This is a genomic window from Micromonospora sp. CPCC 205546, from assembly GCF_036902715.1.
Lineage (GTDB): Bacteria > Actinomycetota > Actinomycetes > Mycobacteriales > Micromonosporaceae > Micromonospora.
Window position 1 is genome coordinate 27,653 of record NZ_JBAKHL010000046.1, and the last position, 22,263, is coordinate 49,915.

28 protein-coding genes are annotated in these 22,263 nt (G+C 74.9%); 20 read left to right on the plus strand and 8 right to left on the minus strand.

Annotated features, from left to right (window positions below; all coding sequences use genetic code 11):
• The first annotated feature begins 18 nt into the window (after nt 1–18).
• Nucleotides 19–438: a thiol-disulfide oxidoreductase DCC family protein gene (locus V6U77_RS20825; protein ID WP_334608081.1), complete on the plus strand. Its 420-nt coding sequence runs from the start codon at nt 19–21 to the stop codon at nt 436–438.
• Here V6U77_RS20825 and V6U77_RS20830 read toward each other — a convergent pair.
• From V6U77_RS20830 to trxA, 3 genes are all read right to left on the minus strand, one after another.
• Nucleotides 402–1,310, minus strand: a complete 909-nt coding sequence (locus V6U77_RS20830; RefSeq protein WP_334608082.1) for an HTTM domain-containing protein — start codon at nt 1,308–1,310, stop codon at nt 402–404. The two genes, V6U77_RS20825 and V6U77_RS20830, sit on opposite strands and share 37 nt — an antisense overlap.
• Nucleotides 1,307–1,747, minus strand: a complete 441-nt coding sequence (locus V6U77_RS20835; protein WP_334608083.1) for a hypothetical protein — start codon at nt 1,745–1,747, stop codon at nt 1,307–1,309. Before V6U77_RS20835 ends, V6U77_RS20830 begins: the two co-directional genes overlap by 4 nt.
• Before the next feature lie 163 nt (nt 1,748–1,910).
• Nucleotides 1,911–2,273 carry a thioredoxin gene (trxA, locus tag V6U77_RS20840; RefSeq protein ID WP_334608084.1) on the minus strand — a complete coding sequence of 121 codons (363 nt, stop codon included), beginning with the start codon at nt 2,271–2,273 and terminating at the stop codon, nt 1,911–1,913.
• Nucleotides 2,274–2,821: 548 nt separating this feature from the next.
• Between trxA and V6U77_RS20845 the strand changes: the two genes are divergently transcribed.
• From V6U77_RS20845 to V6U77_RS20895, 11 genes are all read left to right on the plus strand, one after another.
• Entirely contained in the window at nt 2,822–3,337 is a 516-nt protein-coding gene (locus V6U77_RS20845; RefSeq protein ID WP_334608087.1) for a MaoC family dehydratase, read from the plus strand.
• A gap of 62 nt (nt 3,338–3,399) precedes the next feature.
• Nucleotides 3,400–3,927 carry a hypothetical protein gene (locus V6U77_RS20850; protein WP_334608088.1) on the plus strand — a complete coding sequence of 176 codons (528 nt, stop codon included), beginning with the start codon at nt 3,400–3,402 and terminating at the stop codon, nt 3,925–3,927.
• A gap of 144 nt (nt 3,928–4,071) precedes the next feature.
• Entirely contained in the window at nt 4,072–4,695 is a 624-nt protein-coding gene (locus V6U77_RS20855) for a TrmH family RNA methyltransferase (RefSeq protein ID WP_334608089.1), read from the plus strand.
• A 138-nt stretch (nt 4,696–4,833) separates the two neighbouring features.
• On the plus strand, nt 4,834–5,535 hold the full coding sequence (locus V6U77_RS20860) for a DUF6758 family protein (protein ID WP_334608091.1): 702 nt from the start codon (nt 4,834–4,836) through the stop codon (nt 5,533–5,535).
• A 134-nt stretch (nt 5,536–5,669) separates the two neighbouring features.
• Complete coding sequence (locus V6U77_RS20865) at nt 5,670–5,828, plus strand: hypothetical protein (RefSeq protein ID WP_007455302.1); 159 nt, start codon at nt 5,670–5,672, stop codon at nt 5,826–5,828.
• A 6-nt stretch (nt 5,829–5,834) separates the two neighbouring features.
• A complete protein-coding gene (locus V6U77_RS20870) occupies nt 5,835–6,707 on the plus strand; it encodes a PH domain-containing protein (RefSeq protein WP_334608092.1) in 873 nt (290 codons plus the stop codon).
• A 106-nt stretch (nt 6,708–6,813) separates the two neighbouring features.
• A complete protein-coding gene (locus V6U77_RS20875) occupies nt 6,814–7,872 on the plus strand; it encodes a SigE family RNA polymerase sigma factor (RefSeq protein WP_334608093.1) in 1,059 nt (352 codons plus the stop codon).
• Between the two features lie 56 nt (nt 7,873–7,928).
• Nucleotides 7,929–9,146, plus strand: coding sequence for a hypothetical protein (locus V6U77_RS20880; RefSeq protein WP_334608094.1), 1,218 nt, complete (start codon nt 7,929–7,931; stop codon nt 9,144–9,146).
• Between the two features lie 50 nt (nt 9,147–9,196).
• Nucleotides 9,197–10,063, plus strand: coding sequence for a PHP domain-containing protein (locus V6U77_RS20885; RefSeq protein WP_334608096.1), 867 nt, complete (start codon nt 9,197–9,199; stop codon nt 10,061–10,063).
• A 40-nt stretch (nt 10,064–10,103) separates the two neighbouring features.
• Nucleotides 10,104–10,718 (plus strand): MarC family protein, encoded by a 615-nt coding sequence (locus V6U77_RS20890; protein ID WP_334608099.1) that lies wholly within the window; start codon nt 10,104–10,106, stop codon nt 10,716–10,718.
• 138 nt (nt 10,719–10,856) lie between these two features.
• The gene (locus tag V6U77_RS20895) at nt 10,857–11,723 is read left to right on the plus strand and encodes a RecB family exonuclease (RefSeq protein WP_442934473.1); all 867 of its coding nucleotides are present in this window, start codon (nt 10,857–10,859) and stop codon (nt 11,721–11,723) included.
• A gap of 43 nt (nt 11,724–11,766) precedes the next feature.
• Here V6U77_RS20895 and V6U77_RS20900 read toward each other — a convergent pair whose 3' ends face one another.
• Nucleotides 11,767–12,624, minus strand: coding sequence for an oxygenase MpaB family protein (locus V6U77_RS20900; RefSeq protein ID WP_334608101.1), 858 nt, complete (start codon nt 12,622–12,624; stop codon nt 11,767–11,769).
• Nucleotides 12,625–12,678: 54 nt separating this feature from the next.
• Entirely contained in the window at nt 12,679–13,107 is a 429-nt protein-coding gene (locus V6U77_RS20905; protein WP_334608102.1) for a Fur family transcriptional regulator, read from the minus strand.
• Between the two features lie 218 nt (nt 13,108–13,325).
• On the opposite strand from V6U77_RS20905, the gene V6U77_RS20910 reads away from it, so the two are divergent.
• Entirely contained in the window at nt 13,326–13,808 is a 483-nt protein-coding gene (locus tag V6U77_RS20910; protein ID WP_334608122.1) for a DUF2231 domain-containing protein, read from the plus strand.
• Nucleotides 13,809–13,851: 43 nt separating this feature from the next.
• On the opposite strand, the gene V6U77_RS20915 is transcribed toward V6U77_RS20910, so the two are convergent.
• Nucleotides 13,852–14,178 carry a hypothetical protein gene (locus V6U77_RS20915; protein WP_334608104.1) on the minus strand — a complete coding sequence of 109 codons (327 nt, stop codon included), beginning with the start codon at nt 14,176–14,178 and terminating at the stop codon, nt 13,852–13,854.
• A gap of 98 nt (nt 14,179–14,276) precedes the next feature.
• Here V6U77_RS20915 and V6U77_RS20920 point away from each other — a divergent pair, with 98 nt between their 5' ends.
• Nucleotides 14,277–14,471 carry a hypothetical protein gene (locus V6U77_RS20920; protein WP_089002131.1) on the plus strand — a complete coding sequence of 65 codons (195 nt, stop codon included), beginning with the start codon at nt 14,277–14,279 and terminating at the stop codon, nt 14,469–14,471.
• 35 nt (nt 14,472–14,506) lie between these two features.
• Here the strand turns inward: V6U77_RS20920 and V6U77_RS20925 are convergent, their stop codons facing one another.
• Nucleotides 14,507–14,926, minus strand: coding sequence for an FmdB family zinc ribbon protein (locus tag V6U77_RS20925; RefSeq protein ID WP_334608106.1), 420 nt, complete (start codon nt 14,924–14,926; stop codon nt 14,507–14,509).
• Nucleotides 14,927–14,953: 27 nt separating this feature from the next.
• Complete coding sequence (locus tag V6U77_RS20930; protein WP_334608108.1) at nt 14,954–15,622, minus strand: 5-formyltetrahydrofolate cyclo-ligase; 669 nt, start codon at nt 15,620–15,622, stop codon at nt 14,954–14,956.
• A gap of 85 nt (nt 15,623–15,707) precedes the next feature.
• Here V6U77_RS20930 and V6U77_RS20935 point away from each other — a divergent pair, with 85 nt between their 5' ends.
• The 6 genes from V6U77_RS20935 to V6U77_RS30085 all read left to right on the plus strand — a co-directional run.
• Nucleotides 15,708–17,975, plus strand: a complete 2,268-nt coding sequence (locus tag V6U77_RS20935) for a diguanylate cyclase (protein ID WP_334608110.1) — start codon at nt 15,708–15,710, stop codon at nt 17,973–17,975.
• A gap of 9 nt (nt 17,976–17,984) precedes the next feature.
• Nucleotides 17,985–18,947, plus strand: a complete 963-nt coding sequence (locus tag V6U77_RS20940; protein ID WP_334608112.1) for a UTP--glucose-1-phosphate uridylyltransferase — start codon at nt 17,985–17,987, stop codon at nt 18,945–18,947.
• The gene (locus V6U77_RS20945; protein WP_121396714.1) at nt 18,944–20,257 is read left to right on the plus strand and encodes a molybdopterin molybdotransferase MoeA; all 1,314 of its coding nucleotides are present in this window, start codon (nt 18,944–18,946) and stop codon (nt 20,255–20,257) included. Before V6U77_RS20940 ends, V6U77_RS20945 begins: the two co-directional genes overlap by 4 nt.
• A 148-nt stretch (nt 20,258–20,405) precedes the next feature.
• Nucleotides 20,406–21,014 carry a GNAT family N-acetyltransferase gene (locus V6U77_RS20950; RefSeq protein WP_442934474.1) on the plus strand — a complete coding sequence of 203 codons (609 nt, stop codon included), beginning with the start codon at nt 20,406–20,408 and terminating at the stop codon, nt 21,012–21,014.
• Between the two features lie 178 nt (nt 21,015–21,192).
• On the plus strand, nt 21,193–21,984 hold the full coding sequence (sepX, locus tag V6U77_RS20955) for a divisome protein SepX/GlpR (RefSeq protein ID WP_334608120.1): 792 nt from the start codon (nt 21,193–21,195) through the stop codon (nt 21,982–21,984).
• A 183-nt stretch (nt 21,985–22,167) separates the two neighbouring features.
• Nucleotides 22,168–22,263 (plus strand): helix-turn-helix domain-containing protein (locus V6U77_RS30085; protein WP_442934444.1); only part of this gene is annotated, 96 nt, incomplete at its 3' end.

Below are 22,263 nucleotides of genomic sequence, written 5' to 3' on the forward strand. Positions count from 1 at the left end.
CGGGTGGAGGATGGAGGCATGGAGAGCTCGACGTTCGTCTACGACGGGGACTGCGCGTTCTGCACCCGGTGCGCCGAGTTCATCGACCGGCGCATCCCGACCGGCGTCCGGGTGGTGCCGTGGCAGTTCGCCGACCTCGACGCGCTGGGCCTGAGTGAGGCCGAGTGCGAGGAGGCGGTGCAGTGGGTGGGCGCGGACGGCTCCCGCGCGGCGGGCCCGGACGCGATCGCGCGGCTGCTCGGCGACAGCGGCCCGCTCTGGCGGGTCGCGGGCGCCGGCCTCCGATTCCCTCCGGTGCGCGTCGCCGCGTGGCCCGCGTACCGCTGGGTGGCCCGCAACCGGCACCGGCTGCCCGGCGGCACGGCCGCGTGCGCGCTGCCCCAGGAGGCGCGGGAGCGTCTCTACGGACCGTCCGGTCGCCCGGCCGCCGACGCCTGACCCGCGAGTGCCGGCGAGGCGCCGGCGGACCGTCCGTCGTCCCGCCCCCGGCGGGTGAGCAACCGGCGGGCCCAGAGCACCGGCCGGACCCGCTCCAGCGGCAGGAAGGCGGTCATCGCGGCGAGGTGCGGGGCGAACGAGATCGTGATGGTCGCCATCGTGACCAGGTGGAACGAGTAGAAGAATCCCACCGTGGCCAGGCGCCAGCGCTCCCTGAGCAGGAAGACCACCGGGCTGAGCAGCTCGAACGCGATGATGCCGAACTGGGCGACGATCAGCAGGTACGGCACCGAGGCGATCAGGTCGGCCAGCTCGGTGCCGCGCCGGATGATGGCCCTGGCCAGCACCGAGCCGGTGAGCCAGTCGAGCCCACCGAAGCGCAGCTTGGCCCAGGCGGCGAGGAAGTACGTGCAGATGACGGCGACCTGGGTGACCCGCAGGGCCCAGCCGCCCGCCTCGGTGCGGGTGGGGTCGCCGTGGCGCGCCCGGCCGGCGGTGGGCAGCACGGCCAGCGCGACGAGCAGGCCGAACCGGTCGTGGTCGACCTTGCCGTAGCTCATCGCGACGATCATCCACTCGAAGTAGAGCGCGAAGACCGTCCACCCGAGCAGGCGGGGCGCCCGGCCGGTCGCGGCGAGCAGGGCGAGCAGCAGCAGGGCCCAGAAGAGCACGGCGACCAGCGCCGGGGTGGGCGTGGGCAGCGGCAGCAGGCGGCCGACCAGCAGCGGCTGGTAGAGCTCGCCGGGCACCGCCACGCGGGTGCGTACCCAGGGGGTGAAGACGATCAGGTCGGCGGCGACGAAGAGATAGATCAGCGTGCGGAAGGCGGCCACCCGGCCGCGGGGCACCGCCTCGGTCAGCCAGCGGCTCATCGTTCCGCCTGCCAGGCGACCACGGTCTCGTCGGTCCAGCGGCCGGTGGGCCGCCCGTCGCGGATGCCGTGCCAGCGGACGACGATGCGGACCTCGACCAGCTCCGCCGCGTCCGGGTGACGTTCGGCGTACGCGTCGGCGACCTCGGTGAGCAACGCGGGGTCGGCGGCGTAGCGGCTCTGCTGGCCCTCGATCTCGGCCCGGCGGATGCCCGTGGCGCTCTCGCCCAGCTCGACGACCGCCCCGTTGCTGTCGACGCCCTCGACGCGGGTGTCCGGGGCGGGGGAGTTCGGCGGGTTGGACGTGGAGAACATCCGGAACGGGCCGAACGGGAAGTGGTCGTCGGCGCCCCAGGCGGTGCCGGCCAGCAGGACGGCGAAACCGAGGACGGTGGCGGCGAGCCGGGCGGTGCGACCTCGGGTGGTCAAGGTTTCCATCGCGTCGTGACGATACGGGATGTACCGCCCGCCCCGGCTCCGTCCGACGGTCATCAACCGCTGGCCGGGGGGCCAGTGGTGCGGTCCGTACCCGGTCGGCGGCCTCGCCCGGACGACGACGGCCGGGCCCGTCCGGGCCCGGCCGTCGTGGTGCGTGGGTGGTTCAGTGGCTGTGCCCGGCGAGCTTCTCGCGGACGTCGTCCATGTCCAGCGCCTCGACCTGCTCGATGAGGTTCTCGAGGGCGGACTCGGGGAGGGCGCCGGGCTGGGCGAAGACGATGACGCCGTCGCGGATCGCCATGATGGTCGGGATCGAGCGGATCTCGAACTTGGCGGCCAGCTCCTGCTGCGCCTCGGTGTCGACCTTGCCGAAGACGATCCCGGAGTGCTTCTCGGAGGAGCGCTCGTAGACCGGGGCGAACCGCTTGCACGGGCCGCACCACTCGGCCCAGAAGTCGACCAGCACGATGCCGTCGCTGCCGGTCACCTCGTCGAAGTTTGCCGTGGTCAGCTCTACGGTTGCCATGAAAGTCTCCGATCGGCGCGGAATAGCTACGTCTGGTGGAACCAGGGCGTACCTCGTGGAATTCCCGGCCCGCCCCCGCCGAAACGTGCTCGTCACGGCGTTGCGCGGGTCCCGCCGTCATCGACGGACGTTGTCGCTGCTGCCCCTTGCGGTGCGCAAATGCATGGCGCATTTGCGTGACCAGACGTGATGGGAGCGTTTCCATGGTGATCGACACGATTGACCGGCGCGAATCGCCAATCGGGCGCTTGACAGGCGGGTATCCGGCATGCGGAGATCGCCGAAGCTCGGGCGGCCGGACACACACAGTAGTGTCACGAAAAGGTAAATGTGACTTGGGTCTCTGTTCGGTTCGGCTTGTCGTACGGCAGAATCATCCGCATCAGAGCGTGGGCGGCGGGTGCCGGGGAGGGCCCCGCCGCTCATTGCGTCTCCCCCCGGTTGTGGCGGTGTGACATTTCCGCACGCCACGCGCCCCGGGCCTCGACTTAACACTCCATAAGGCATGCTGTGCCGAACTCCATCGCCGCCCGTCGAAGGGGACAAGGATGCAGTTCGGCCGCTACTACGAGGAGTTCGAGGTCGGCGCGGTCTACCGGCACTGGCCCGGCAAGACGGTCACCGAGTACGACGACCACCTCTTCTGCCTGCTCACCATGAACCACCACCCGCTGCACATGGACGCGCACTACGCTCAGACGGCGAGCCAGTTCAAGCGCAACGTGGTGGTCGGCAACTACATCTACTCGCTGCTGCTGGGCATGTCGGTGCCCGACGTCAGCGGCAAGGCCATCGCGAACCTCGAGGTCGAGTCCCTGCGGCACGTGGCGCCCACCTTCCACGGCGACACGATCTACGGCGAGACGACGGTGCTGGACAAGCGCGAGTCGTCCTCGAAGCCCGACCGCGGCGTGGTCTCCGTGGAGACCCGGGGCTACAACCAGGACGGCACGATGGTGTGCGTCTTCCGTCGCCGGGTGATGGTTCCCAAGAAGGAGTACGCGGCCGCGGCGGTGCCCGAGGGCGTCGACCCGGAGCGGCCCAGCTTCCCCGAGCCCCGCTGACCGATGGGCCCCTTCTCATCCGGGTTCCGGGTGGTAGGGGCCCTTTTCCCGGTCCGGGGCATATGCTGGCGCCGGAGGTCCCCATGAGCCACTCCGTCGCCGGAGAGCCGTCCTCTGCCGGCCGCCGTGCCGCACCGCTGACCACCGCCGTCTACTCCGCCGCCGAGTGGGATCTGCTGACCAGCCTGCCCGGCCGCGTGATCGTGGCCGCCGCCGCGCCCGGCCCCGGCCGGCCGCACCGGGGAGTCTCCGCCGGGCTCGCCGGCCTGGACGCGGTCGCGGCGGGCCGGGCCTTCGACAGTGATCTCGTACGCGCGGTGGTCGTGGCCATCTACGCCCGGCACGACGAGGCGGGCGACGCCGTCGACCGCCTCACCGACGTGGTGGACCTGCTCGCCGCCTGCCGCGCCGCGACCCGGGTGCTGCGGCGGCGGGCCGATCCCGCCGACTCGGCCGCGTACCGGCAGTGGGTGCAGTCGGTGGCGGCCCGGGTGTGCAGGGCGGCGACGACCGGCACCCCGCAGCTGCCGCCGGCCCCCGCCGACCGCCGCTTCCTCGACCGCCTCGGCGCCGCGTTGGGGCTGCGCTGAGGCGTACCGCTGTGTCCCGGGGCGGGTCGGCCCCGGCCGAGGGCCGCGACCCGGTCGCGGTCGGGGGCCGGGTGCCGGAACCGCCCGGGTCCGGGGCGGGGTCGTGCTCCGGGGCGTGGCCCGCGGGCCGTACCCTGCGTGACCGTGACCGGAGACCAGCTCGACGTCGGCGTGGGACCGTGGCCCGGGGACCCGCCGGACGACCCGCGCTACGACCCCGAGCTGCTCGCCGAGGGCGACCGGCGCAACGTCGTCGACCGGTACCGCTACTGGCGGCGCGAGGCGGTGGTGGCCGACCTGGACCGGCGGCGGCACGACTTCCACGTCGCGATCGAGAACTGGCAGCACGACTTCAACATCGGCACCGTCGTCCGCAACGCCAACGCCTTCCTCGCCGCCGAGGTGCACGTCGTCGGCCGGCGGCGGTGGAACCGGCGCGGCGCGATGGTGACCGACCGCTACCAGCACGTCCGGCACCACGAGAGCATCGAGGAGTTCGTCGCCTGGGCGGCCGGGCGGGAGCTGCCGGTCGTCGGCATCGACAACCTGCCCGGTTCCCGGCCGCTGGAGACCAGCACCCTGCCCCGGCGCTGCGTCCTGCTGTTCGGGCAGGAGGGCCCGGGTCTCTCCGAGCCGGCCCGTGCCGCCTGTGACCAGCTCTTCTCGATCGCCCAGTACGGCTCCACCCGGTCGATCAACGCCGGCGTGGCCAGCGGCATCGCCATGCACGCCTGGATCCGCACGTACGCCGGGCCGCCGCCGGCCTGAGCGGGCCCGGGGCGGCGGCCGGCCGACGCCGTGCGGCGGCACCGCTGAGCGGGCCCGGGGCGGTGCCGCCCGACGCCGTGCGGTGGCACCGAAACCGGCGCTCCGCTTGACTGGGCGGCGTGGGCGGGTGACGGTGGGATGGTGAGTGTCGCGGTGAGTTGCCCGAAATGTGGTGGACCGGTGCGGGCGCCGGACCTGATGCACACGGAGTCCCGCTGCCTGGACTGCGGTCCGGTCGCCCCGCTACGCGTGCCCGAGCACATCGGGGCCGAGATCGTGGCCAGTGTGGTGGAGCGGATCACCGCCGCCGCCGAGCCGCCGAGCCGGCCGAGGGCTCCGCTGTGGTGTCCCTGGCCGCTGCCGACAGGCTGGACCATGACCGGTGTGGCGTACGCCGGCGACGACCGCACCGGGGTGCGTGCCACGGCGGTCGCCTGCGCCGGTCCGGCGCCGCTCGGCGGTGGCCCGGCGGATCTGGTCTTCGTGGCCGAGGAGCCGGGCGTCGGCCTGGGCACCCGGTTCGCGGGGCTGGCCGGACCGGATCCGGGCCCGGAACTCGCGCAGGCGTTGACCGATCCCGGGCCGGGGCATCCCGAGCACGTCGGGCAGGCCAGGATCAAGGTGGCCGGTCACCCCACTCCACTGTGGCTCGTGAACTCGCCGACGGATCGAAGCGCGTACGCCGGCGAGGCTCGGGGATTGTGGCTCCATGCGATAGCCTGGCCGGCGAGTGCGGGTCACCTGCTCGCGGAAGATGTCGTGCTGCACGACCTGACCGAGTGGACGCCGCCCGAGCTCGTGTACGGCGCACCGTCTCCGTATCTGCACGGGAAGGCCTGACCAGCCCGCAGGGCTTGACAGGCGACCCGGAATGTCGGAGAACGGACGCAGATATTCACTGTACGACACCACACTGATACCCTGGGTGCCGCTGCGGTAATGGGACCCGGCGCCGCGCGAGAGGATGGCCCGCCATGGTCAAGAAGGTCCTCACCTGGGCCGGAATCGCATTCTTGATCTTCTTCGTCGCCTATCGGCCAAACTCTGCGGCGGATGTGTTCAAGTCGCTGGGCGGAGGGATCATGGACATCGCCCAGGGGTTCGGCGACTTCTTCACCAGCCTCGTCGCCTAGCCGCCGATGGCGAACCCCTCCGGTCCACCCTTCGATCCCGACGATCCCGATTCGGAGCGCCGGGAGCGGGACACGGAGCCGATCCCCCGGATCGGCCCCGACGACGGGCCTGGCCACGGCACCGGTCCGGGCTTCTCCGACGGCCCGTCCCTTTCGGACGATGTCGGCTACGGCGACGGCCCGTACGCCGGAGATCGACGGTCCGGTCGGGCCTGGGTCCGTGACCCGGAGGCCGGCTACCAGCCGCCGCAGATCTCCGAGGACGAGCTGGCCGGTCTGCGGGCCGACGCCGCCGGCATGGCCCCGCGTCGGGTGCTGCCGCTGGAGGACGAGCCCAGCTCGCTGGTGGCGCGCTACCTCTTCCCGACCGAGCGCTACCGGGGCGAGTGGAAGCGGCACTGGATCCACCTCACGACCCCGCTGCTCGTCGGCGTCGCCGCCACCTTCGTGCTCGGCTACCTCTCCGGCTTCCTCGCCGGGCAGGACGTGGGCGCCCTCACCACGATCGCCGTGCTGCTCTGGTTCGCCGTGATGGGGTGGGTGGCCTGGAAGGTCGCCGACTGGTGGTACGACCGCTTCATCCTGACCAACAAGCGGGTGATGGTGGTCGACGGCATCATCACCCGGAGGGTCGCGATGATGCCCCTGACCCGGGTCACCGACATGAAGTACGAGCAGAGCCCGACCGGCCGGGCGCTCAACTACGGCACGTTCGTGCTGGAGTCCGCCGGCCAGGAGCAGGCGTTGCGCGAGATCAAGAACCTGCCCAACCCGAACGAGCTCTACCTGCGCGTCGTCGAGGAGATGTACGAGCCGCAGGCGGTCGAGGCGCGGCTGGGCAAGGAGGCCGACGAGGCCAAGGCCGACGACGGGGCCTGAAACTTTTCGTCCGAACATCGGAGGAACTGCGCACCGTTCGCCGTCGACCCGACCGCCCCCGGCGTGGCAACCTGCCAGGGGAACGGGGCGCGGAGGTGGGCCGGTGGTGAGCAGGGATCCCCTGGAGGAGGAGTTCCGCGACTTCGTCGCGGCCCGCTCCAGCGCCCTGCTGCGCACCGCCTACCTGCTCAGCGGGGACTGGGCCACGGCCGAGGACCTGTTGCAGACCGCGTTGACCAAGACGTACCTGGCCTGGCGGCGGCTCGGCGGGATCGAGGCGATCGAGCCGTACGCCCGCCGGGTCATGATCAACACGTCGACCAGCTGGTGGCGCCGGCGCTGGCACGGTGAGCGTCCCACGGAGGTGCTGCCGGAGCGGGCCGGCGTCGACGAGATCGAGCAGCAGCTCGACCGGGACCTGCTCTGGCGCCACCTGAGCGCGCTGCCCAGCCGGCAGCGGGCGGTGCTCGTGCTGCGCTTCTACGAGGACATGTCCGAGGCGCAGACCGCCGCACTGCTCGGCATCTCGCCGGGCACCGTGAAGAGCCAGACCTCGCGCGCACTGGGCACCCTGCGCCGCCGGATGGGTGCCGAGGCCGCCCTCGACCTGCCGACCGGGGTCGATCCGACCCCGGTCGACGGCAAGGACCGGCCCGCCCCCGCCCGCGGGGGTGTCGACCGGCCCGGCCCGGCCCCCGAGGGCGCCGGGCGTTCCGTCCCCGCCCGCGACGGCGCCGGGCGTTCCGACACCGGCGGGCCCGTTCCGGCCCACGGTGGTGCGCCGATCCGCCCGGCGACCGCCTACGGGGCGCCGACGATGGTGGTGGGCGAGGACGCGGCGGCCGTGGTCGCGGCGACGAACGCCTCACCAGCCGTCGCACCGGCCAGCCGGGAGGGCGCGCCCGCCGTGCCGGGCAGGTCGGCGGGCACCGCCACCGCTGCCGTCCCCGGCGGTCCCGCGGCCGGGCACACGCAGCAGTGCGGGCTCCCCGGGGCGGTCGCCGGGCCCGTGCCGGACGCCGAGCCGGCGGAGGACCCGGTGCCCGTGGCCTCGGGGGCGCGGGCCGGCTCGAAGGCGGCGTCGGCCGCCGCCCGCGACGAGCAGCGCGGCCGGCAGGCCGCCTTCCCGGTCGTACCGGCCGGCCGGGCCGGAGAGCACCGGTGAGCCGTCCCGCCGGTCCAGGTGACAACCGGACCGACGGCCCGACGCGTCCATTCGCCGTGACCGAGGACGAGCTGGAGCAGGCGGTACGGGAGGCGTTCGCCCGCCGGGTGTCCGTCGCGCGCCCGCTCGTAGCCGATCCGGCGGGACTGGCGATCCGGCGGGCCGACCGGTCCCGGCGCCGGCGGACGCTGACCGGGATCGCCCTCGCCGCGGTGGCCACCGTGACGGTCAGCGCCGGAATGGCGCAGCTGGGGCAGCAGCCCGGGCGGCCCACCCATCCCACCGTGGTGCTCGGCGACCCGTACGCCTCGCCGCTGGCGGACCCGACCCCGCAGCTCTCGGCCGCCCCGCAGCCCGACCTGGTGCGGGGCGAGGTGGACCTCATCCTCAACGACGTGCTGGTCACCGCCGCCGGGCAGCGGCTCGTCCTGCCCGACGTGGGCGCGGCCGCCGAGCGCGCCCAGCGGCTCCCCGACGGGGCCGGCTGGGCCGTGGTGGGCGTGCCGACGGCGGCCGGCCGCTCGCTGTGGGTCGTGCAGCCGCAGGGCGCGGCACACCTGCTGCTGGCCGGGGCACGGGACATCGTCCTCAGTCCCGACGGGCGGCAGGTCGCCTGGCGGGAGGGGACGGACCTGGTCGTCGCGGGCATCGTCGGCACCCAGGTCGTCGGCGCGGCCCGCACTCCGGTGCCGCCCGCCGCGGCGCCCGTCGGCTTCGCCGGGGACACCGTCCTGGTCCGCCTCGACCCGGCCCGGCCCGGTCACGCCCTGTGGCGTCCGGCGGCGGGTCCCCCGCACGGTGCGGGCGACGCGGCCCTGCACGTCCACGGCACGCGTCCCGACGGACTGGTCGTCGCGCTGGTGTCGGCCGGCACCCCGCGCCGGCCCTGCGTCGCCCTGCTCGATCCGGCCCGGAACCTGGCCCCGGTGCGGACGGGCTGCGGGCCCATCCTGGCCGGGGACGCGGCCGGCGCCGTCTCGGCCGACGGCCGGTGGCTCCTGGTCAACGGGAAGGCGGGCGCGCGGGACCGCGCGTTGCTGGTCGACCTGGACCGGCTCGCCCCCGCACCGGCGACCCGCCCGGCCGGGCCGCCCGTGGCCGGACCGGTCGCCTGGACGCCGCAGGGCACGGCCCACTACTCCGACGCTGCCGGTGAGCTCGTCCGGGTCGAGGTGGGCCGCGTGCTCGACGGCGAAGCGGCCCTCCCCGCGCCCGTGACCGGCCTGCCCGCCGGGATGCGCCCGGTGCCGGTGGGCGGCGACCGCCGCTCCTGAGCGCGCGCCCGCGTGCCCGGGGCGGTCCGCCGGCCGGTAGCGTCGGGCCGATGAGCGCGGCACCCCGGATCGACCTGCACACCCACTCCACCGCCAGCGACGGCACGCTCAGCCCGGCCGAGCTGGTGCGGGCGGCGGCGGAGTCGGGGCTGGACGTCGTGGCGATCACCGACCACGACACCACGGCCGGCTGGGCATCGGCCGTCGAGGCGCTGCCGGCCGGGCTCAGCCTGGTCCGGGGCGCGGAGCTCTCCTGCCGGTGGTACGGCGAGGAGCCGGCGCTGCCGCTGCACCTGCTGGCGTACCTGTTCGATCCGGACGCCCCGGAACTCGTCGCGGAACTCGCCCGGGTGCGGGCCGCCCGGGAGGAGCGGGGCGAGCGGATCGTGGCGCTGCTGCGGGCCGACGGGATCGACGTGAGCTGGCCGGAGATCCTGACCGGCGCGGCCGGCGGGACCGTGGGCCGGCCGCACATCGCGCAGGCGCTGATCCGGGCCGGCCTGGTGGCCACCACCACGGAGGCGTTCGGGCCGGACTGGCTGGGCGAGCGCTACCGGCTGCCCAAGGAGGACATCGACGTCTTCCGCGCCGTCCGGCTCGTGCGCGCGGCGGGCGGCGTGCCGGTGTTCGCCCACCCCCGGGCCAGCCGTCGGGGGCGGATCGTGCCCGACGAGCTGATCGCCGACCTGGCCGCGATCGGGCTGGCGGGGCTGGAGGCCGACCACGAGGACCACACCCCGGCCGAGCGGGCGCACGTGCGGGCCCTGGCCGGCGAGCTGGGCCTGCTGGTGACCGGCTCGTCGGACTTCCACGGCACGCACAAGACCGTCCGGCTCGGCGCGTTCACCACCGACCCCGGGGCGTACGAGCGGATCGTCGCCGAGGCGCGCGGAGTGACCGAGGTCGCTTCCGGCTGATCCGCGTTTCCGCCTCCGGCGGCACGGCTACGTTGATCACGTGGATGCCAAGCTGTTCGGCGAGGTCTTCGTGACCCTGCTGGTGATCGTCGACCCGCCGGGCATGATGCCCATCTTCCTGGCGCTGACCGGCCCGCTGACGGCGCGCGACCGTAACCGGGCGGCCTGGCAGGCCGTCGCCCTGGCGCTGGGCGTGATCGTGATCTTCGCGGTGGCGGGGCAGACGCTGCTCGACTACCTGCACGTGGACCTGCCGGCCCTCCAGGCCGCCGGCGGGTTGCTGCTCATCCTGGTGGCGCTGGAGCTGCTGACCGGCAAGGCCGACGACCCGAGCCAGCAGGCCACCTCGAACATCGCCCTCGTGCCGCTGGGCACGCCGCTGCTGGCGGGTCCCGGCGCCATCGTGGCCACCATGCTCTTCGTCCAGCAGGCCGACGGCGGGGCGGACGTCTCGGCCATCGCCGCCGCGATCGTGGCCGTGATGCTCACCGTCTGGATCGTGCTCCGGTTCTCCGGCGGGATCGTCAAGATCCTGCGACCCGGCGGGATCGAGGTGCTGACCCGGATCGCCGGTCTGCTGCTGGCCGCGATCGCGGTGCAGCTCATCGCGGACGCGGTGGCCGCCTTCGTCACCCAGTACGCCAACATGGCCTGACCGGCGGTCGGTTTCGTCGGGGGCGGATGGCAGGATCGCGGTGTGCGACGAGCCTCTTCAGCCGGACGGTCCTCCACCAGCGGCGGGCGCGCCCCCCGGCCCCGCGGCGGTCAGCCCGAGCAGCTCGGCTTCGAGGGCATGCCGGAGCGGCTCTTCGTCTGCACGCCCAGCAAGCTCGGCGCCTACGCCGACTGCCCACGGCGCTACCGCTACTCCTACGTCGACCGTCCGGCCCCGCAGAAGGGCCCGCCGTGGGCGCACAACTCCCTCGGTGCGAGCGTGCACACCGCCCTGAAGAACTGGTACGCCCTCAGTCCCGAGCGGCGTCGGCCCGAGGCGCTCGCCGCGTTGCTCAAGGGCACCTGGGTGCGCGAGGGCTACCGCGACGACGAGCAGGAGCGGGCGGCCTACCGGCGGGCCCTGGGCTGGCTGGAGTCCTACGTCGAGACCCTGGAGCCCGACGCCGACCCGCTCGGCGTGGAGCGGGTGGTGGCGGTCAAGACCGCCGTGCTGGCGTTCAACGGCCGCGCCGACCGGATCGACTCCCGCCCCGGGTCGGACGGCCCGGAGTTGGTGATCGTCGACTACAAGACGGGCCGCACAGGGCTGGACGCCGACGACGCGCGCGGCTCGCAGGCGCTGGCGCTCTACGCGTACGCCGCCGAGCGGGTGTTCCGCCGGCCGTGCCGCCGCGTGGAGCTGCACCACCTGCCGAGCGGCACGGTGGCGGCGCACGAGCACACCGCGGAGTCGCTGGCCCGGCAGCTCACCCGGGCGGAGGAGACCGCCCGCGACATCATGGCCGCCGAGCGGGCGGTCGCCGACGGGGAGGACCCCGACGAGGCCTTCCCGACCACGCCGGGGCCGCGCTGCGGCTGGTGCGACTACCGGCGCACCTGTCCGGTGGGGGCGCAGGCGCCGGGCAAGGAGCCGTGGGCGGCCGTCGAGCGCGCGAGCGACCCGGTGGTCGAGCGCGCGAGCGACGCGGTGCCCGGCAGGGACTGAGCGCCCCGGGCCCAGGTGGCAGCCTGGCTCGGGCGTGCTCCCGTCAGGCCGGCGTGCCGGTGAGCCGGGCCGCGCGTTCCTTCGCGGCCTGCTGCAACGGGCCCTCGCGCCAGCGGCGCGGCACCGTGGCGAGGGTCAGCCGCAGCGCCCGCACGCTCAGGTCGGCGGAGAGCGCGGTCGTGGGCAGGCCGAGCCCGCCGTACATCCGCCGGGCCCAGGCCGGCAGCAGCGCGAGCGCGGTGGCGGCGATGCCGAAGTACGCCCAGCGGGGCGGGCCGAGGTTGAGCCCGATCCGGGCGGGCAGGCTCAGCTTCCACGGGATAGGTGGCGCGGTGAGGAAGAGCGCCGTCTCCGCCGCCTCGCGGGTCATCCGCAGTCGCGGGCGGATCCGGCGGTAGTAGTCGGCCACCTCGGCGGCCGTGCCCGGGACGGTCTGCGGATCGAGGCCGACCAGGGCGGCGGAGCGTCGCTGCTCGGTGTAGTAGCCGTCGATCTCGTCGGCGGTCAGCGGCAGCCCGGCGCGACGGGCCGTGTCGAGGAACGACTCGACCTCGGTGACGTGCACCCAGCGCAGCAGTTCGGGGTCGTCGACCCGGAACTCCTCCCCGCTGAACAGGTCGGTGGCCCGCAGGCGGGCGTGCCGGCGGCGCACCCGGAGCCCGGCGGCCTCCGCCTCGGCGGTGGTGCCGTAGATGGTGGTGCCCACGTAGGTGGCGGTGCGCACCAGGCGACCCCAGGCGTCGGAGCGGTAGTTGCTGTTCTGGGCGACCCCGGCCATGGCCCGGGGATGCAGCGACTGGAGGTAGAGCGAACGCAGGCCGGCGACGATCAGGATCGGCTCCTCGTGCACCTTCCACGTGACCGAACCCGGACCGAAGAGACCGAGGTCATCGGAGTCCACCGACCAAGCGTGCCACGCAGTGCCGCCGCGCGCCGCGCGGAGAGCCGCCGGCCGTCAGTCGTCGGCGGAACGGCGGGCCCGGCAGGTGGGGCAGAGGCCCCAGAACGTCACTTCCGCCTCGTCGACCTCGAACCCGTGGGCGATGTCCGGATCCAGGCAGGGCGCGCTGCCGACCGCGCAGTCGATGTCGGCGATCTCGCCGCAGCCCCGGCAGACGACGTGGTGGTGGTTGTCCCCGGCGCGGGCCTCGTAGCGGGCGGGACTGCCGGCCGGCTCGATGCGGCGGGACAGCCCGGCCCGGGAGAGGGCGCCCAGCACGTCGTAGACGGCCTGGGTGGAGACCGAGTCGAGGCGCTGGCGGACCCGGCGGGTGATCTCGTCGACCTCCAGGTGACCGCCGGCGGCCAGCACGTCGAGCACGGCGAGGCGCGGTCGGGTGACCCGCAGGCCCCTCGACCGGAGCAGTTCCTCGCCACCGGGCATGTGCCAATGACAGCACGCGGCCCGGGGACCGACAACCGGCCTCCGCGGCAGGGTGGCGCCGGCCACAGCCCGCGCGGTCGTCCGGGCGGCGGGCGTCGTCACCGAGGGAGGTGAACCGGACCGGCTCCGGGTGCGTGTCGTCGGTCGAGACGACCTGGGCGGGGGAACCGGCGCGCCGTACGCTGGCACCCCTCGACCGCGTACCGCCGGAGGTGTGGATGTTCAAGGAGATCCTGGGTCTGCCCGCCCACGTGCTGGTGGTCCACGCGGTCGTCGTGCTCGTGCCGCTGCTGGCCCTGCTCTCCGCCGCGTACGTGGCGCTGCCCCGGTTCCGGTCGCGGCTGGACTGGGCGGTGGCGATCCTCGCCGTGGTGGCGCCGGTGTCGGCCTTCGTCGCCGTCGAGTCGGGCGAGGAGCTGACCGACGCCTTCGTGGCACGGGGCATGCAGGGCCCGATCGTGGCGCAGATCTTCGAGCACTCGCGCTACGGCGACATCCTGTTCCGCTGGGTCCTGCCGCTGGCGGTGGCGTCGTTGCTGCTGCTCGTGGTGACGAGCGGGTACCGGCGGGTGCCGAAGCTGCCCTCCTGGGTCACCCCGGTGCTGTCGGTCGCGGTGGTGGCGCTCGGCGTCGTCAGCCTCGTCTACGTCTACCTGACCGGGCACTCCGGTGCCGAGACCGTCTGGGGCAACACCTTCTGACACCTCGCGGCGGGCCGCCGGCGGCGGGTCGGGCCGGCAGCGGTCAGAACAGGAGCCGCGAGCAGAGCACGCAGACCAGGACCACCAGCACCACCCCGGCCACCGTGCCCACGCCGTACGTGAGCCGCTGCGCCCGCTGTTCGTCCGCGTCGAGTCCCGCCATGTCCTGCGGCGGCAGTCGCCGGGGCGGCGGCGGTCGCAGGTGCACCGGTGGACGCCATCCGGGCGGCGGCGGGGTGGTCGGGGGCGGGCCCGGGTAGCCGCTCCCACGCGCCGGGGGCGACGCCGTCGGCCCCGGGGGGCGCTCGGACGAGGCGTCGGGGCGCCGCCAGTACTCGTCGGGGGAGCCGCCGGAGGTGGGGGTCGTCACGCCGTCCGACGCTACCAACGCGTCGGCCTCCGGGCCGGCCGGACGCGGCGGTCCGCCGGTTCGTCGCCCGTCCCCCCCCGGTCACCGCTGCGCTAGTCTTGCCGCTCGTGAGCATCACCGAGGATCCGGGCACCCCGGCGGTACGCGGCGACGACGACCGCACGGTCGACCTCAGCGACGACTTCGTCGTGCTGCCCGAGCAGACCGCCGACGACACCGACCGGGGCTGGGGCGAGCGCTCCGGCGGCAACGACGACTGGCTGCTCGCGGAGCGCCCCCCGCACTGGGACTGACCCGGCCACGCCGCCCGGGGCCGACGCGGCGCGGGTCAGGAGGCGCCGGCGGTGCTGGCGGTCGGGGTCTTGCCCCCGCCGCCGGAGGATCCGCCCGTGCCCGACGACGACGAGCCCGACGAGGACGAGGACGAACCCGAGGACGCGGCGGTCGAGTTGCCGGACGAGCCGGAGTCACCGCCGGAGGAGGAGTCGGACTTCGCGGGCTTGGTGGCGGCGCCGTTCGAGGTCTCCGAGCCGGACGAGCGCGAGTCGGTGCGGTAGAAGCCCGACCCCTTGAACACGATGCCGACGGAGTTGAACACCTTCCGCAGCCGTCCCTCACACGCCGGGCACTCGGTCAGCGGCGAGTCGGAGAAGGACTGCACCGCCTCGAGCTGGTGGCCGCACGCGGTGCAGGCGTACTGGTACGTGGGCACGTTCTCCTCCGGATCTTGGACACGGCCGGTTGGCACTCGACGTATTCGAGTGCCAATGGTGCGTCATCGCCCCCGGATTCGTCCAGCGGAAGTGTGGGGCGCGACACCCGTCACGCCCCCCGGGGCGCCGTCCAGCGTACGCAGCCCGTCGGCGGGCGTGACGACCGCGCGTACCGGTCGGTCGTGCGGCTCGGCCGGAAGCGCCTCCACCAGCTCGCCGTCGTGCAGCGGCACCACGGTCAGGGCGGACGCCGGCACCCGGGCCAGCGCCCGGTCGTACGAGCCGCCGCCTCGGCCCAGCCGCAGCCCCCGGCGGTCCACGGCCAGCGCCGGCACCACCACGAGTTGCGCCCCGGCGACCGCCGCCCGGCCCAGTCGCGGCCCCGCCGGCTCGCGCATCCCCCGCCCGGCGGCCACCAGGGCGTCCTGCCCGCTCCAGGCGGCCCAGTCGAGATCGAGGTCGTCGCGGAGCACCGGCATCAGCAGCTCCCCGCCCGGCGGCAGGGCCGCGTGCAGCACCCCCGGCAGGTCGGGCCCGCCCGGCTCGGTGCCGACCGGCACGTACGCCGTCATCCGGGTCGGGCGCAGCCGGCGTACGAGAGCCACCAGCTCGGCCTGGACGCGCCCGGCGGCGTCGGCCCGCTGCGGCGCGGTCAGCGCCCGGCGGCGGGCGAGCACGGCGGCGCGCGCGTCCCGCTTCGCTTCTTCCGCTCCATCAGAGAAATCGGGCACGCAACACTCCTGACGCAACGTTTGTCACCTGGTGGCTCTGTGTCAGCATCGCAAGCAACGGCGGCGGAACTTCCGGGGGGACCGAGTGACGCTACGCGGGCGGTTGACCACAGCCTTCCTGGCGGTGGCGCTCGGCCCGGTGGTGCTCGGGGTGATGTTCGTCGGGGCGACCGTGGCGGCGGTCGACTCCAGCCGCTCCACCGAGCGGCTCGCGGTGGCCGCCGCGACCGTGCGCACCTCCGTCGCCGCCCTCTGTCAGCAACTGCGGGCCGCCGCCGACGCGATCGCCCTGACCAGCGACCGGCCGGCCGCCGCGAGCCAGGTGGTCCGCCGCAACCTGGCCGCCGCCGTGCGGATCACCGACGTGACGGGCCGGGTCACCTACGCCAGCCCCGGCGGCCCCGCGGAGCCCTGGCGGGACTGCGCCGCCGCACCGGCCGTCGGGCCGGTGCGGGCGCTGGCGGCCCGGGCCGACCTGCGCGACCGGGCCGGCGGGCCGCTGGGCACGGTCACCGCCGCGCAGCCGGTCGACCCGGTCTTCGTGGCGCGCCTCGCGGCCGTGACGGGGGTGGCGGTCACCCTGCTCGACGACGCCGTGGCGCCCGTCCGGCTCGCGCACAGCACCGAGTCGACCGGCGTACGCGACGCCGTGCTCGCCGCCGCCGGCCGGCTGCGCGGTGAGCGGGTCACCGAGACCCCGGACGGCCGGTACGTCCGGCGGGTCGACCCGTCCGCCGGGCAGCCCTTGCCCCTGGTGCTCTCGGTGCCGAGCGAGCAGCCCCGGGGCCTGTACGTCGCACTGGGCTCGGCGGTGCTGGTGGCGACCCTGCTGGCCCTCGTGGTCGCCTGGCGGCTGGCCCGGGTGACCACCCGTCCGCTGGTCGAGCTGGCCGGTGCGGTGGACCGGGTGGCGCGCGGCGACCTGACCACCCGGGTGCCGGTACGCAGCCGGGACGAGATCGGCCGGTTGGCCGGCGCGTTCAACCGGATGACCCGTGAGACGGGCACCTACGTGGCGGCGCTGACCAGCAGCCGGGACCAGCTTCGCGGGCACCTCGCGGTGCTGGGGGACACCCTGGCCAGCACGCACGACCTGCAACGCATCCTGCGGGTGATCCTGCATAGCGCGATCGCCGCGACCGGCGCCCGGGCCGGGGCGGTGCTGCTGGTCGACGAGGGAGGTGTGCTCGTCGCGCAGTGCACGGAGGGGCTGGACGGGTCCGCCACGGACGACGAACGGTCGGAACCGCTGCGGGTGCCGCTGGGCAGCGGCGTGGTGGGCGCCGTCGCGGCGACCGGGGAGCCGCGCCGGGGCCGGGTGGAGCCCTCCGCCGCGCCGCCGGGGGAGCCGCGTTGCCGGACGTACATCGCGGTGCCGTTCGCCGCCCCCGGCACGGCGGTCCCGCCCGACGCCGCCCGTGGCGACTCCCCGGGCCCCCGCGCCGGGTCGGAGCCGACGGCCCCGCCCGGGGCGGTCGGCGTGCTGGCCCTCTACGACCGGCTCGGCGCGGACGAGTTCGACGACGACGACCTGGTCACCCTGCGCACCTTCGCCGGCCACGCCGCCGTGGCGGTGGACAACGTCCGGGTGCACGAGGAGGCCCAGCGGCTCTCGCTGACCGACCCGCTCACCGGGCTGTGGAACTACCGCTACCTGCGGGAGTCGATCCGGCGGGAGGTAGAGCGGGCGAGCCGCTTCGGCCGGATGCTCAGCGTCCTCGCCCTCGACCTGGACCGGTTCAAGAACGTCAACGACACCTACGGGCACGCCGCCGGCGACGCGGTGCTGGCCGAGTTCGCCCGCCGGGTGCGCGGCGAGATCCGCGAGGTCGACCTCGCCTTCCGGCAGGGCGGCGAGGAGTTCGTGCTGCTGCTCCCGGAGACCGACGCCCGGGGCGCGGCGATCGTCGCGGAGCGGCTCGGCGCGACGATCCGTAACGACCCGATCGCCGCCGACGGGCACGGCGGGACCGCCGTGGCCATCGGGGTCACCGTCTCCATCGGCATCGCCGTGCACCCCGACCACGGCGGCACCGGTCAACAGGTGCTGGACGCCGCCGACGACGCGCTCTACGCCGCCAAGGCGGCCGGCCGCGACACCTGGCGGATCGCGCAGGAGCGGACCGGACCGCCGGCGCGCGAGATCCCCGTCCCGGCCGCGGCGGTCACCCCCGAGGACGGGATGCCGCGCGCCGGCGCCCCCCGTCAGCCGGGCCGGGCCCGCCCCGAACCGGCCGATCCCACCGACGCCGCGCCGGGCAGCACGCCGGCCGTGCCCGACCCGGTGGGGCCGGGTCCCTGCGGCGGCGCGTCTTCCGGTCCTCACCCTCCACGACAGAGCCGTGGCCGATAGTCTCGCGACATGTCGGAGCACTCAGCGAACCCCTCATCGGCGACCGCCGCAACCGGTCGCTCCCGCGCGGTCAAGGCCGTCATCCCGGCCGCCGGTCTGGCCACCCGGTTCCTGCCGGCCACGAAGGCGGTGCCCAAGGAGCTGCTCCCGGTGGTCGACCGGCCGGTGCTGCAGTACATCGTCGAGGAGGCCACCCAGGCCGGCATCGGTGACGTCCTGCTGATCACCGGGCGCGGCAAGACATCGATGGTCGACCACTTCGACCGCCGCCCCGACCTGGAGGCGCGGCTGGAGGCGAAGGGCGACACCGAGCGGCTGGCCGCCGTGCGCGGCCCCAGCGAGCTGGCCGAGATCTACACCTGCCGCCAGCCCGAGCAGCTCGGCCTGGGCCATGCCGTCGGCTACGCCGAGTCGCACGTGGGCGACCAGCCCTTCGCGGTGCTGCTGGGCGACGAGTTCGTCAAGCCCGCCGAGCCGCTGCTGCCGGCCATGCTGGAGCTCCAGGCGCGCACCGGCGGCGTGGTGCTGGCCTTCTTCGAGGTCGACCCGGCCGAGACGAAGCGCTACGGCATCGCCTCGGTGGAACCGGCGGAGGCGGAGCTGACCGACATCGGCGAGGTCGTCCGGGTCACCGGCATGGTGGAGAAGCCCAAGCCGGAGGACGCGCCGAGCAACCTCGCGGTGCTGGGCCGCTACGTGCTGCCGAGCAGCGTCTTCGACGCGATCCGGCGGACGGAGCCGGGCAGCGGCGGGGAGATCCAGCTCACCGACGCGATGGAGCTGCTGCGCAACGAGGGCACGCCGGTGCACGCGATCGTCTACCGGGGCACCCGCTACGACACCGGCATGCCGCTGGGCTACCTGCAGACCGTGGTGCAGATCGCCGCCGAGCGCGACGACCTCGGCGCCGAGTTCCGCAAGTGGCTGGCCGAGTTCGTCAACACCGACGCGTCGGGCGTGACTGGTACATGACAGCGTCGGCCGACGCCGAGGCGGCCGCGAACGAGTTGACGCCGCTCGCCGACTACCTGGGCAGCGTGCTGCGCAGGTTACGCGCGCTGCCTCCGCTCGACCTCGACCTCACCCAGGCGCACGGCAACGTCCTCGCCGAGGACGTCGTCGCGCCGCACTCCTTCCCGGCCTTCGACCAGTCGGCCGTGGACGGGTACGCGGCGCGCTGGGAGGACATCTCCGGAGGTGGTCGGGGCGTGGGCTACGTCCCGACCCAGTCCGGCGGGCCGGGCGGGCGCAACGTCCGGCTCAACGTCGTCGGCGACCTCGGCGCGGCGAGCTGGCGGCCGGTGCGGCTCACCCCCGGCGCCTGCTTCTCCGTCGCCGCCGGGGCGCCGCTGCCGCTCGCCGCGGACGTGGTCGTCCCGGTCGAGTGGACCGACCAGGGCATGGCCGCCGTGGAGATCTTCCGCGTGCCCAAACGGGGCTACGGGGTGCGCCGGGCCGGCGAGGAGCTGCCCGCCGGCACCCTGCTGGCCCGGGCCGGCACCTACGTCTCGCCGGCGCTGGTGGCGGTCTTCGCCGCGACCGGCATCGGGCACGTCGTGGTCCGGCCCAGTCCCCGGGTGGTCATCGTGGCCACCGGCGACGAGCTGGTCGACGTGGGGCGGGGCAGCCAGCCCGGCCAGACGGTCGACGCCAACTCGCACGCGTTGACCGCCGCCGCGGCCGAGGTGGGCGCCCTGGCGTACCGGGTGGGCATCTGCGACGACGATCCGGAAGGGCTGCGCGGGTTGCTGGAGGACCAGACGCTGCGCGCCGACCTGATCATCACCACCGGGGGCACCGGCACCGGGCCGGGCGACATGGTGCGGCGGATCCTCTCCCGCCGGGAGGGCAGCCGCGCCGGCCCGGTCACCTTCACGGAGGTCGCGCTCTATCCCGGCACCTCGCTCGGCTTCGGCACGGTCGGCGCCGAGGAGGTGCCGGTGGTCTGCCTGCCCGGCGACACCGGCTCGGCGCTCATCGGCTTCGAGGTGCTGGCCCGTCCGGCGATCAACCTGCTGGCCGGGGCGGAGCCGGTGTTCCGGCCCAGCGTCCGCGCGCACCTGCTGGAGACGATCTCCTCCCCGGTGGGCCTGCGCGAGTTCCGTCCCGCGCACGTCGCCGAGCGGCGCGGCGGCGGCTACACGGTGCAGCCGCTCAACGGCGGTCCGTACACCCTCTCGGGGCTGGCCGAGGCGAACGGGCTGATGGTGCTCGGCGAGCGGGTGACCACCGCGGCGGCGGGTTCCACGGTGGACGTCCTCCTGCTGGACCGGCGCCGGTGAGCGCGCGGATCGCGACCTCGGGCCCCGCGGTCGCGAGCGGGAGGACCGCGCCCGGGCGCGTTGGCCGGGCATCGGCGTCGTCGGTCGCGAGCGGAGGTTCTGGTCGGTGAGTCTGTTCGGTCTCGGGCGGGCGCCGGGGTGGCCGGCGGTGCTGACCGACGGGCCGGTGCTGCTGCGGCCCTACCGGCGTTCGGACGCCGCCGCCTGGTCGGAGGTGCGTCGCGCCAACCGGGAGTGGCTCGTGCCGTGGGAGTCGTCGCTGCCCGGAAGCTGGCACGAGCTGAACTCGCCGGCCGCGTTCCGCTGGGTCCACCGCGACCAGCGCCGCTCGGCGCGCACCGGCGAGGGGATGCCGTTCGCCGTCTGCCTGCGTGAGGGCGGCCGGGAACGGCTGGTCGGCCACCTCAACGTGGGCAGCATCGTGCGGCGGGCGTTCTGCTCGGCGTACGTGGGCTACTGGGTGGACTCCCGGGTGGCCGGTCGCGGCGTCATCCCCACCGCGCTGGCGCTCGCGGTGGACCACGCGTTCGGCGTGGGCGGGCTGCACCGGGTCGAGGTGAACATCCGCCCGGAGAACCGGCCGTCGCGGCGGGTGGTGGAGAAGCTGGGTTTCCGCGAGGAGTCGTACCACGTGCGCTACATGCACATCGACGGTGCGTGGCGGGACCACATCGGCTACGCGATGACCAGCGAGGAGGTCGCCGCCGAGGGTGGGCTGCTGGCCCGCTGGCACCGGGTGCGCGCCACCACGGGGTGAGCCGTCCCACGCACGGGATCGGCGCGGCGTGTCAGCATCCGCGTCCACGGCCCGTAACCTCAAGTAACTGCAAGCTGTGGCAAGCGCTGCTCCATCCGTACGATCCGCGTATCCGACCACGATCGGTGGAAGATCCTGCGGCCGGGCAGTGGTTGCTCCGAACTCGGTGACGGGAGGGGTGAGGGTGCCGACCTCGGTGCTCCTCGCCGTCCTCGCCGCCGCCGGTCTGCTCGCCCTCGCCCCGGCGCTGGTTCGCCGGTACGACGCCACCGAGCGGCTGGTGGCGGAGCGGGCGCAGTCGACGGCGCGGGTGCTCCAGCGCCGCCGGCGGCGCCGCACTGTGCCGGGGCGCCGCCCGGTGCATCCTCCGCGTAGCCTCGTCATCACCCTGAGTGAGGACGCGGGCACGGGCGGGCTCTCCGCGCCGGTCTCCGCGCCCCCCGCCCCGCGCCGGTCGAAGCGGCTGCGCGCCGTCCCCCCGGCCCCCCGGAAGGGCCGCCGCCGTCCGCCGCCCCGCCGGCACCACGCCCCCGCCGTCTACCGGCGCCGCCGGGTGCTCGCCGCACTGCTCCTGCTCAACTTCGTCGAGCTGATCGGCGTGATCGTGGTCAGCCCCGGTTTCTGGATCAGCTTCGGGGTCACCGCCACCCTGCTGGTCGCGTACGTCGTACACCTGCGGCGGCTGGCGGTGGCGGACCGCCGGCGGCGGCGGGCGTGGGCCCGGGAGGCGGCGTGGCTGGCCGCCCGGCAGGCCGAGGTGCGACGGGAACAGGCCCGCCGGGCGGCGGCCCGCCGCGAGGCGCAGCGTCGCCTGGCGGCCCAGCGCGAGGTGGTACGCCGCGCCGCGATGGGCCTCGACCGCCCGGCCGACCTGCCGGCGGCGGCCAACGGCGGCTCCGTCTCCTATCGCCGCTCGGGCGGCCTGCGCGGACGTCCCTACCAGTCGGGCCGCGGCTCCCACTCGGCCTGATGCGCGGGCCTGCCGCGCTCCGGTTCGTGGGCCGGCTGCCGGTCTCGCCCGGCGGTGTCCGTCGTTCTTCGTGCCCGCCCGACCGACCGGGGGCTCCGCTTCGCGATCTTGGCAGCTGCCGGCCCCCGGGGCGGACTCAACCGGTGGTTGCAACACCCTTCCGGGATCTTCGTTGGGGTGGTCGTGGCATCAAGGTTGAGTTCGCTGGAGCGGGAGCAGATCGGGTTGGGTCGGGCTGAGGGTGAGTCGATGCGGTCGATCGCGCGGAGGTTGGGTCGG

What these genes read in the sequence shown, in the direction of transcription:
- V6U77_RS20910 (WP_334608122.1), top strand. Translation starts at nt 13,326, where the DNA reads ATGTTCAAGGAGATCCTGGGTCTGCCCGCCCACGTGCTGGTGGTCCAC.
- V6U77_RS20845 (WP_334608087.1), top strand. Translation starts at nt 2,822, where the DNA reads ATGCAGTTCGGCCGCTACTACGAGGAGTTCGAGGTCGGCGCGGTCTAC.
- trxA (WP_334608084.1), bottom strand. Translation starts at nt 2,273, where the DNA reads ATGGCAACCGTAGAGCTGACCACGGCAAACTTCGACGAGGTGACCGGC.
- V6U77_RS20860 (WP_334608091.1), top strand. Translation starts at nt 4,834, where the DNA reads ATGGTGAGTGTCGCGGTGAGTTGCCCGAAATGTGGTGGACCGGTGCGG.
- V6U77_RS20830 (WP_334608082.1), bottom strand. Translation starts at nt 1,310, where the DNA reads ATGAGCCGCTGGCTGACCGAGGCGGTGCCCCGCGGCCGGGTGGCCGCC.
- V6U77_RS20895 (WP_442934473.1), top strand. Translation starts at nt 10,857, where the DNA reads ATGCCGGAGCGGCTCTTCGTCTGCACGCCCAGCAAGCTCGGCGCCTAC.
- V6U77_RS20885 (WP_334608096.1), top strand. Translation starts at nt 9,197, where the DNA reads ATGAGCGCGGCACCCCGGATCGACCTGCACACCCACTCCACCGCCAGC.
- V6U77_RS20940 (WP_334608112.1), top strand. Translation starts at nt 17,985, where the DNA reads ATGTCGGAGCACTCAGCGAACCCCTCATCGGCGACCGCCGCAACCGGT.
- V6U77_RS20865 (WP_007455302.1), top strand. Translation starts at nt 5,670, where the DNA reads ATGGTCAAGAAGGTCCTCACCTGGGCCGGAATCGCATTCTTGATCTTC.
- V6U77_RS20850 (WP_334608088.1), top strand. Translation starts at nt 3,400, where the DNA reads ATGCTGGCGCCGGAGGTCCCCATGAGCCACTCCGTCGCCGGAGAGCCG.
- V6U77_RS20870 (WP_334608092.1), top strand. Translation starts at nt 5,835, where the DNA reads ATGGCGAACCCCTCCGGTCCACCCTTCGATCCCGACGATCCCGATTCG.
- V6U77_RS20835 (WP_334608083.1), bottom strand. Translation starts at nt 1,747, where the DNA reads ATGGAAACCTTGACCACCCGAGGTCGCACCGCCCGGCTCGCCGCCACC.
- V6U77_RS20945 (WP_121396714.1), top strand. Translation starts at nt 18,944, where the DNA reads ATGACAGCGTCGGCCGACGCCGAGGCGGCCGCGAACGAGTTGACGCCG.
- V6U77_RS20825 (WP_334608081.1), top strand. Translation starts at nt 19, where the DNA reads ATGGAGAGCTCGACGTTCGTCTACGACGGGGACTGCGCGTTCTGCACC.
- V6U77_RS20905 (WP_334608102.1), bottom strand. Translation starts at nt 13,107, where the DNA reads ATGCCCGGTGGCGAGGAACTGCTCCGGTCGAGGGGCCTGCGGGTCACC.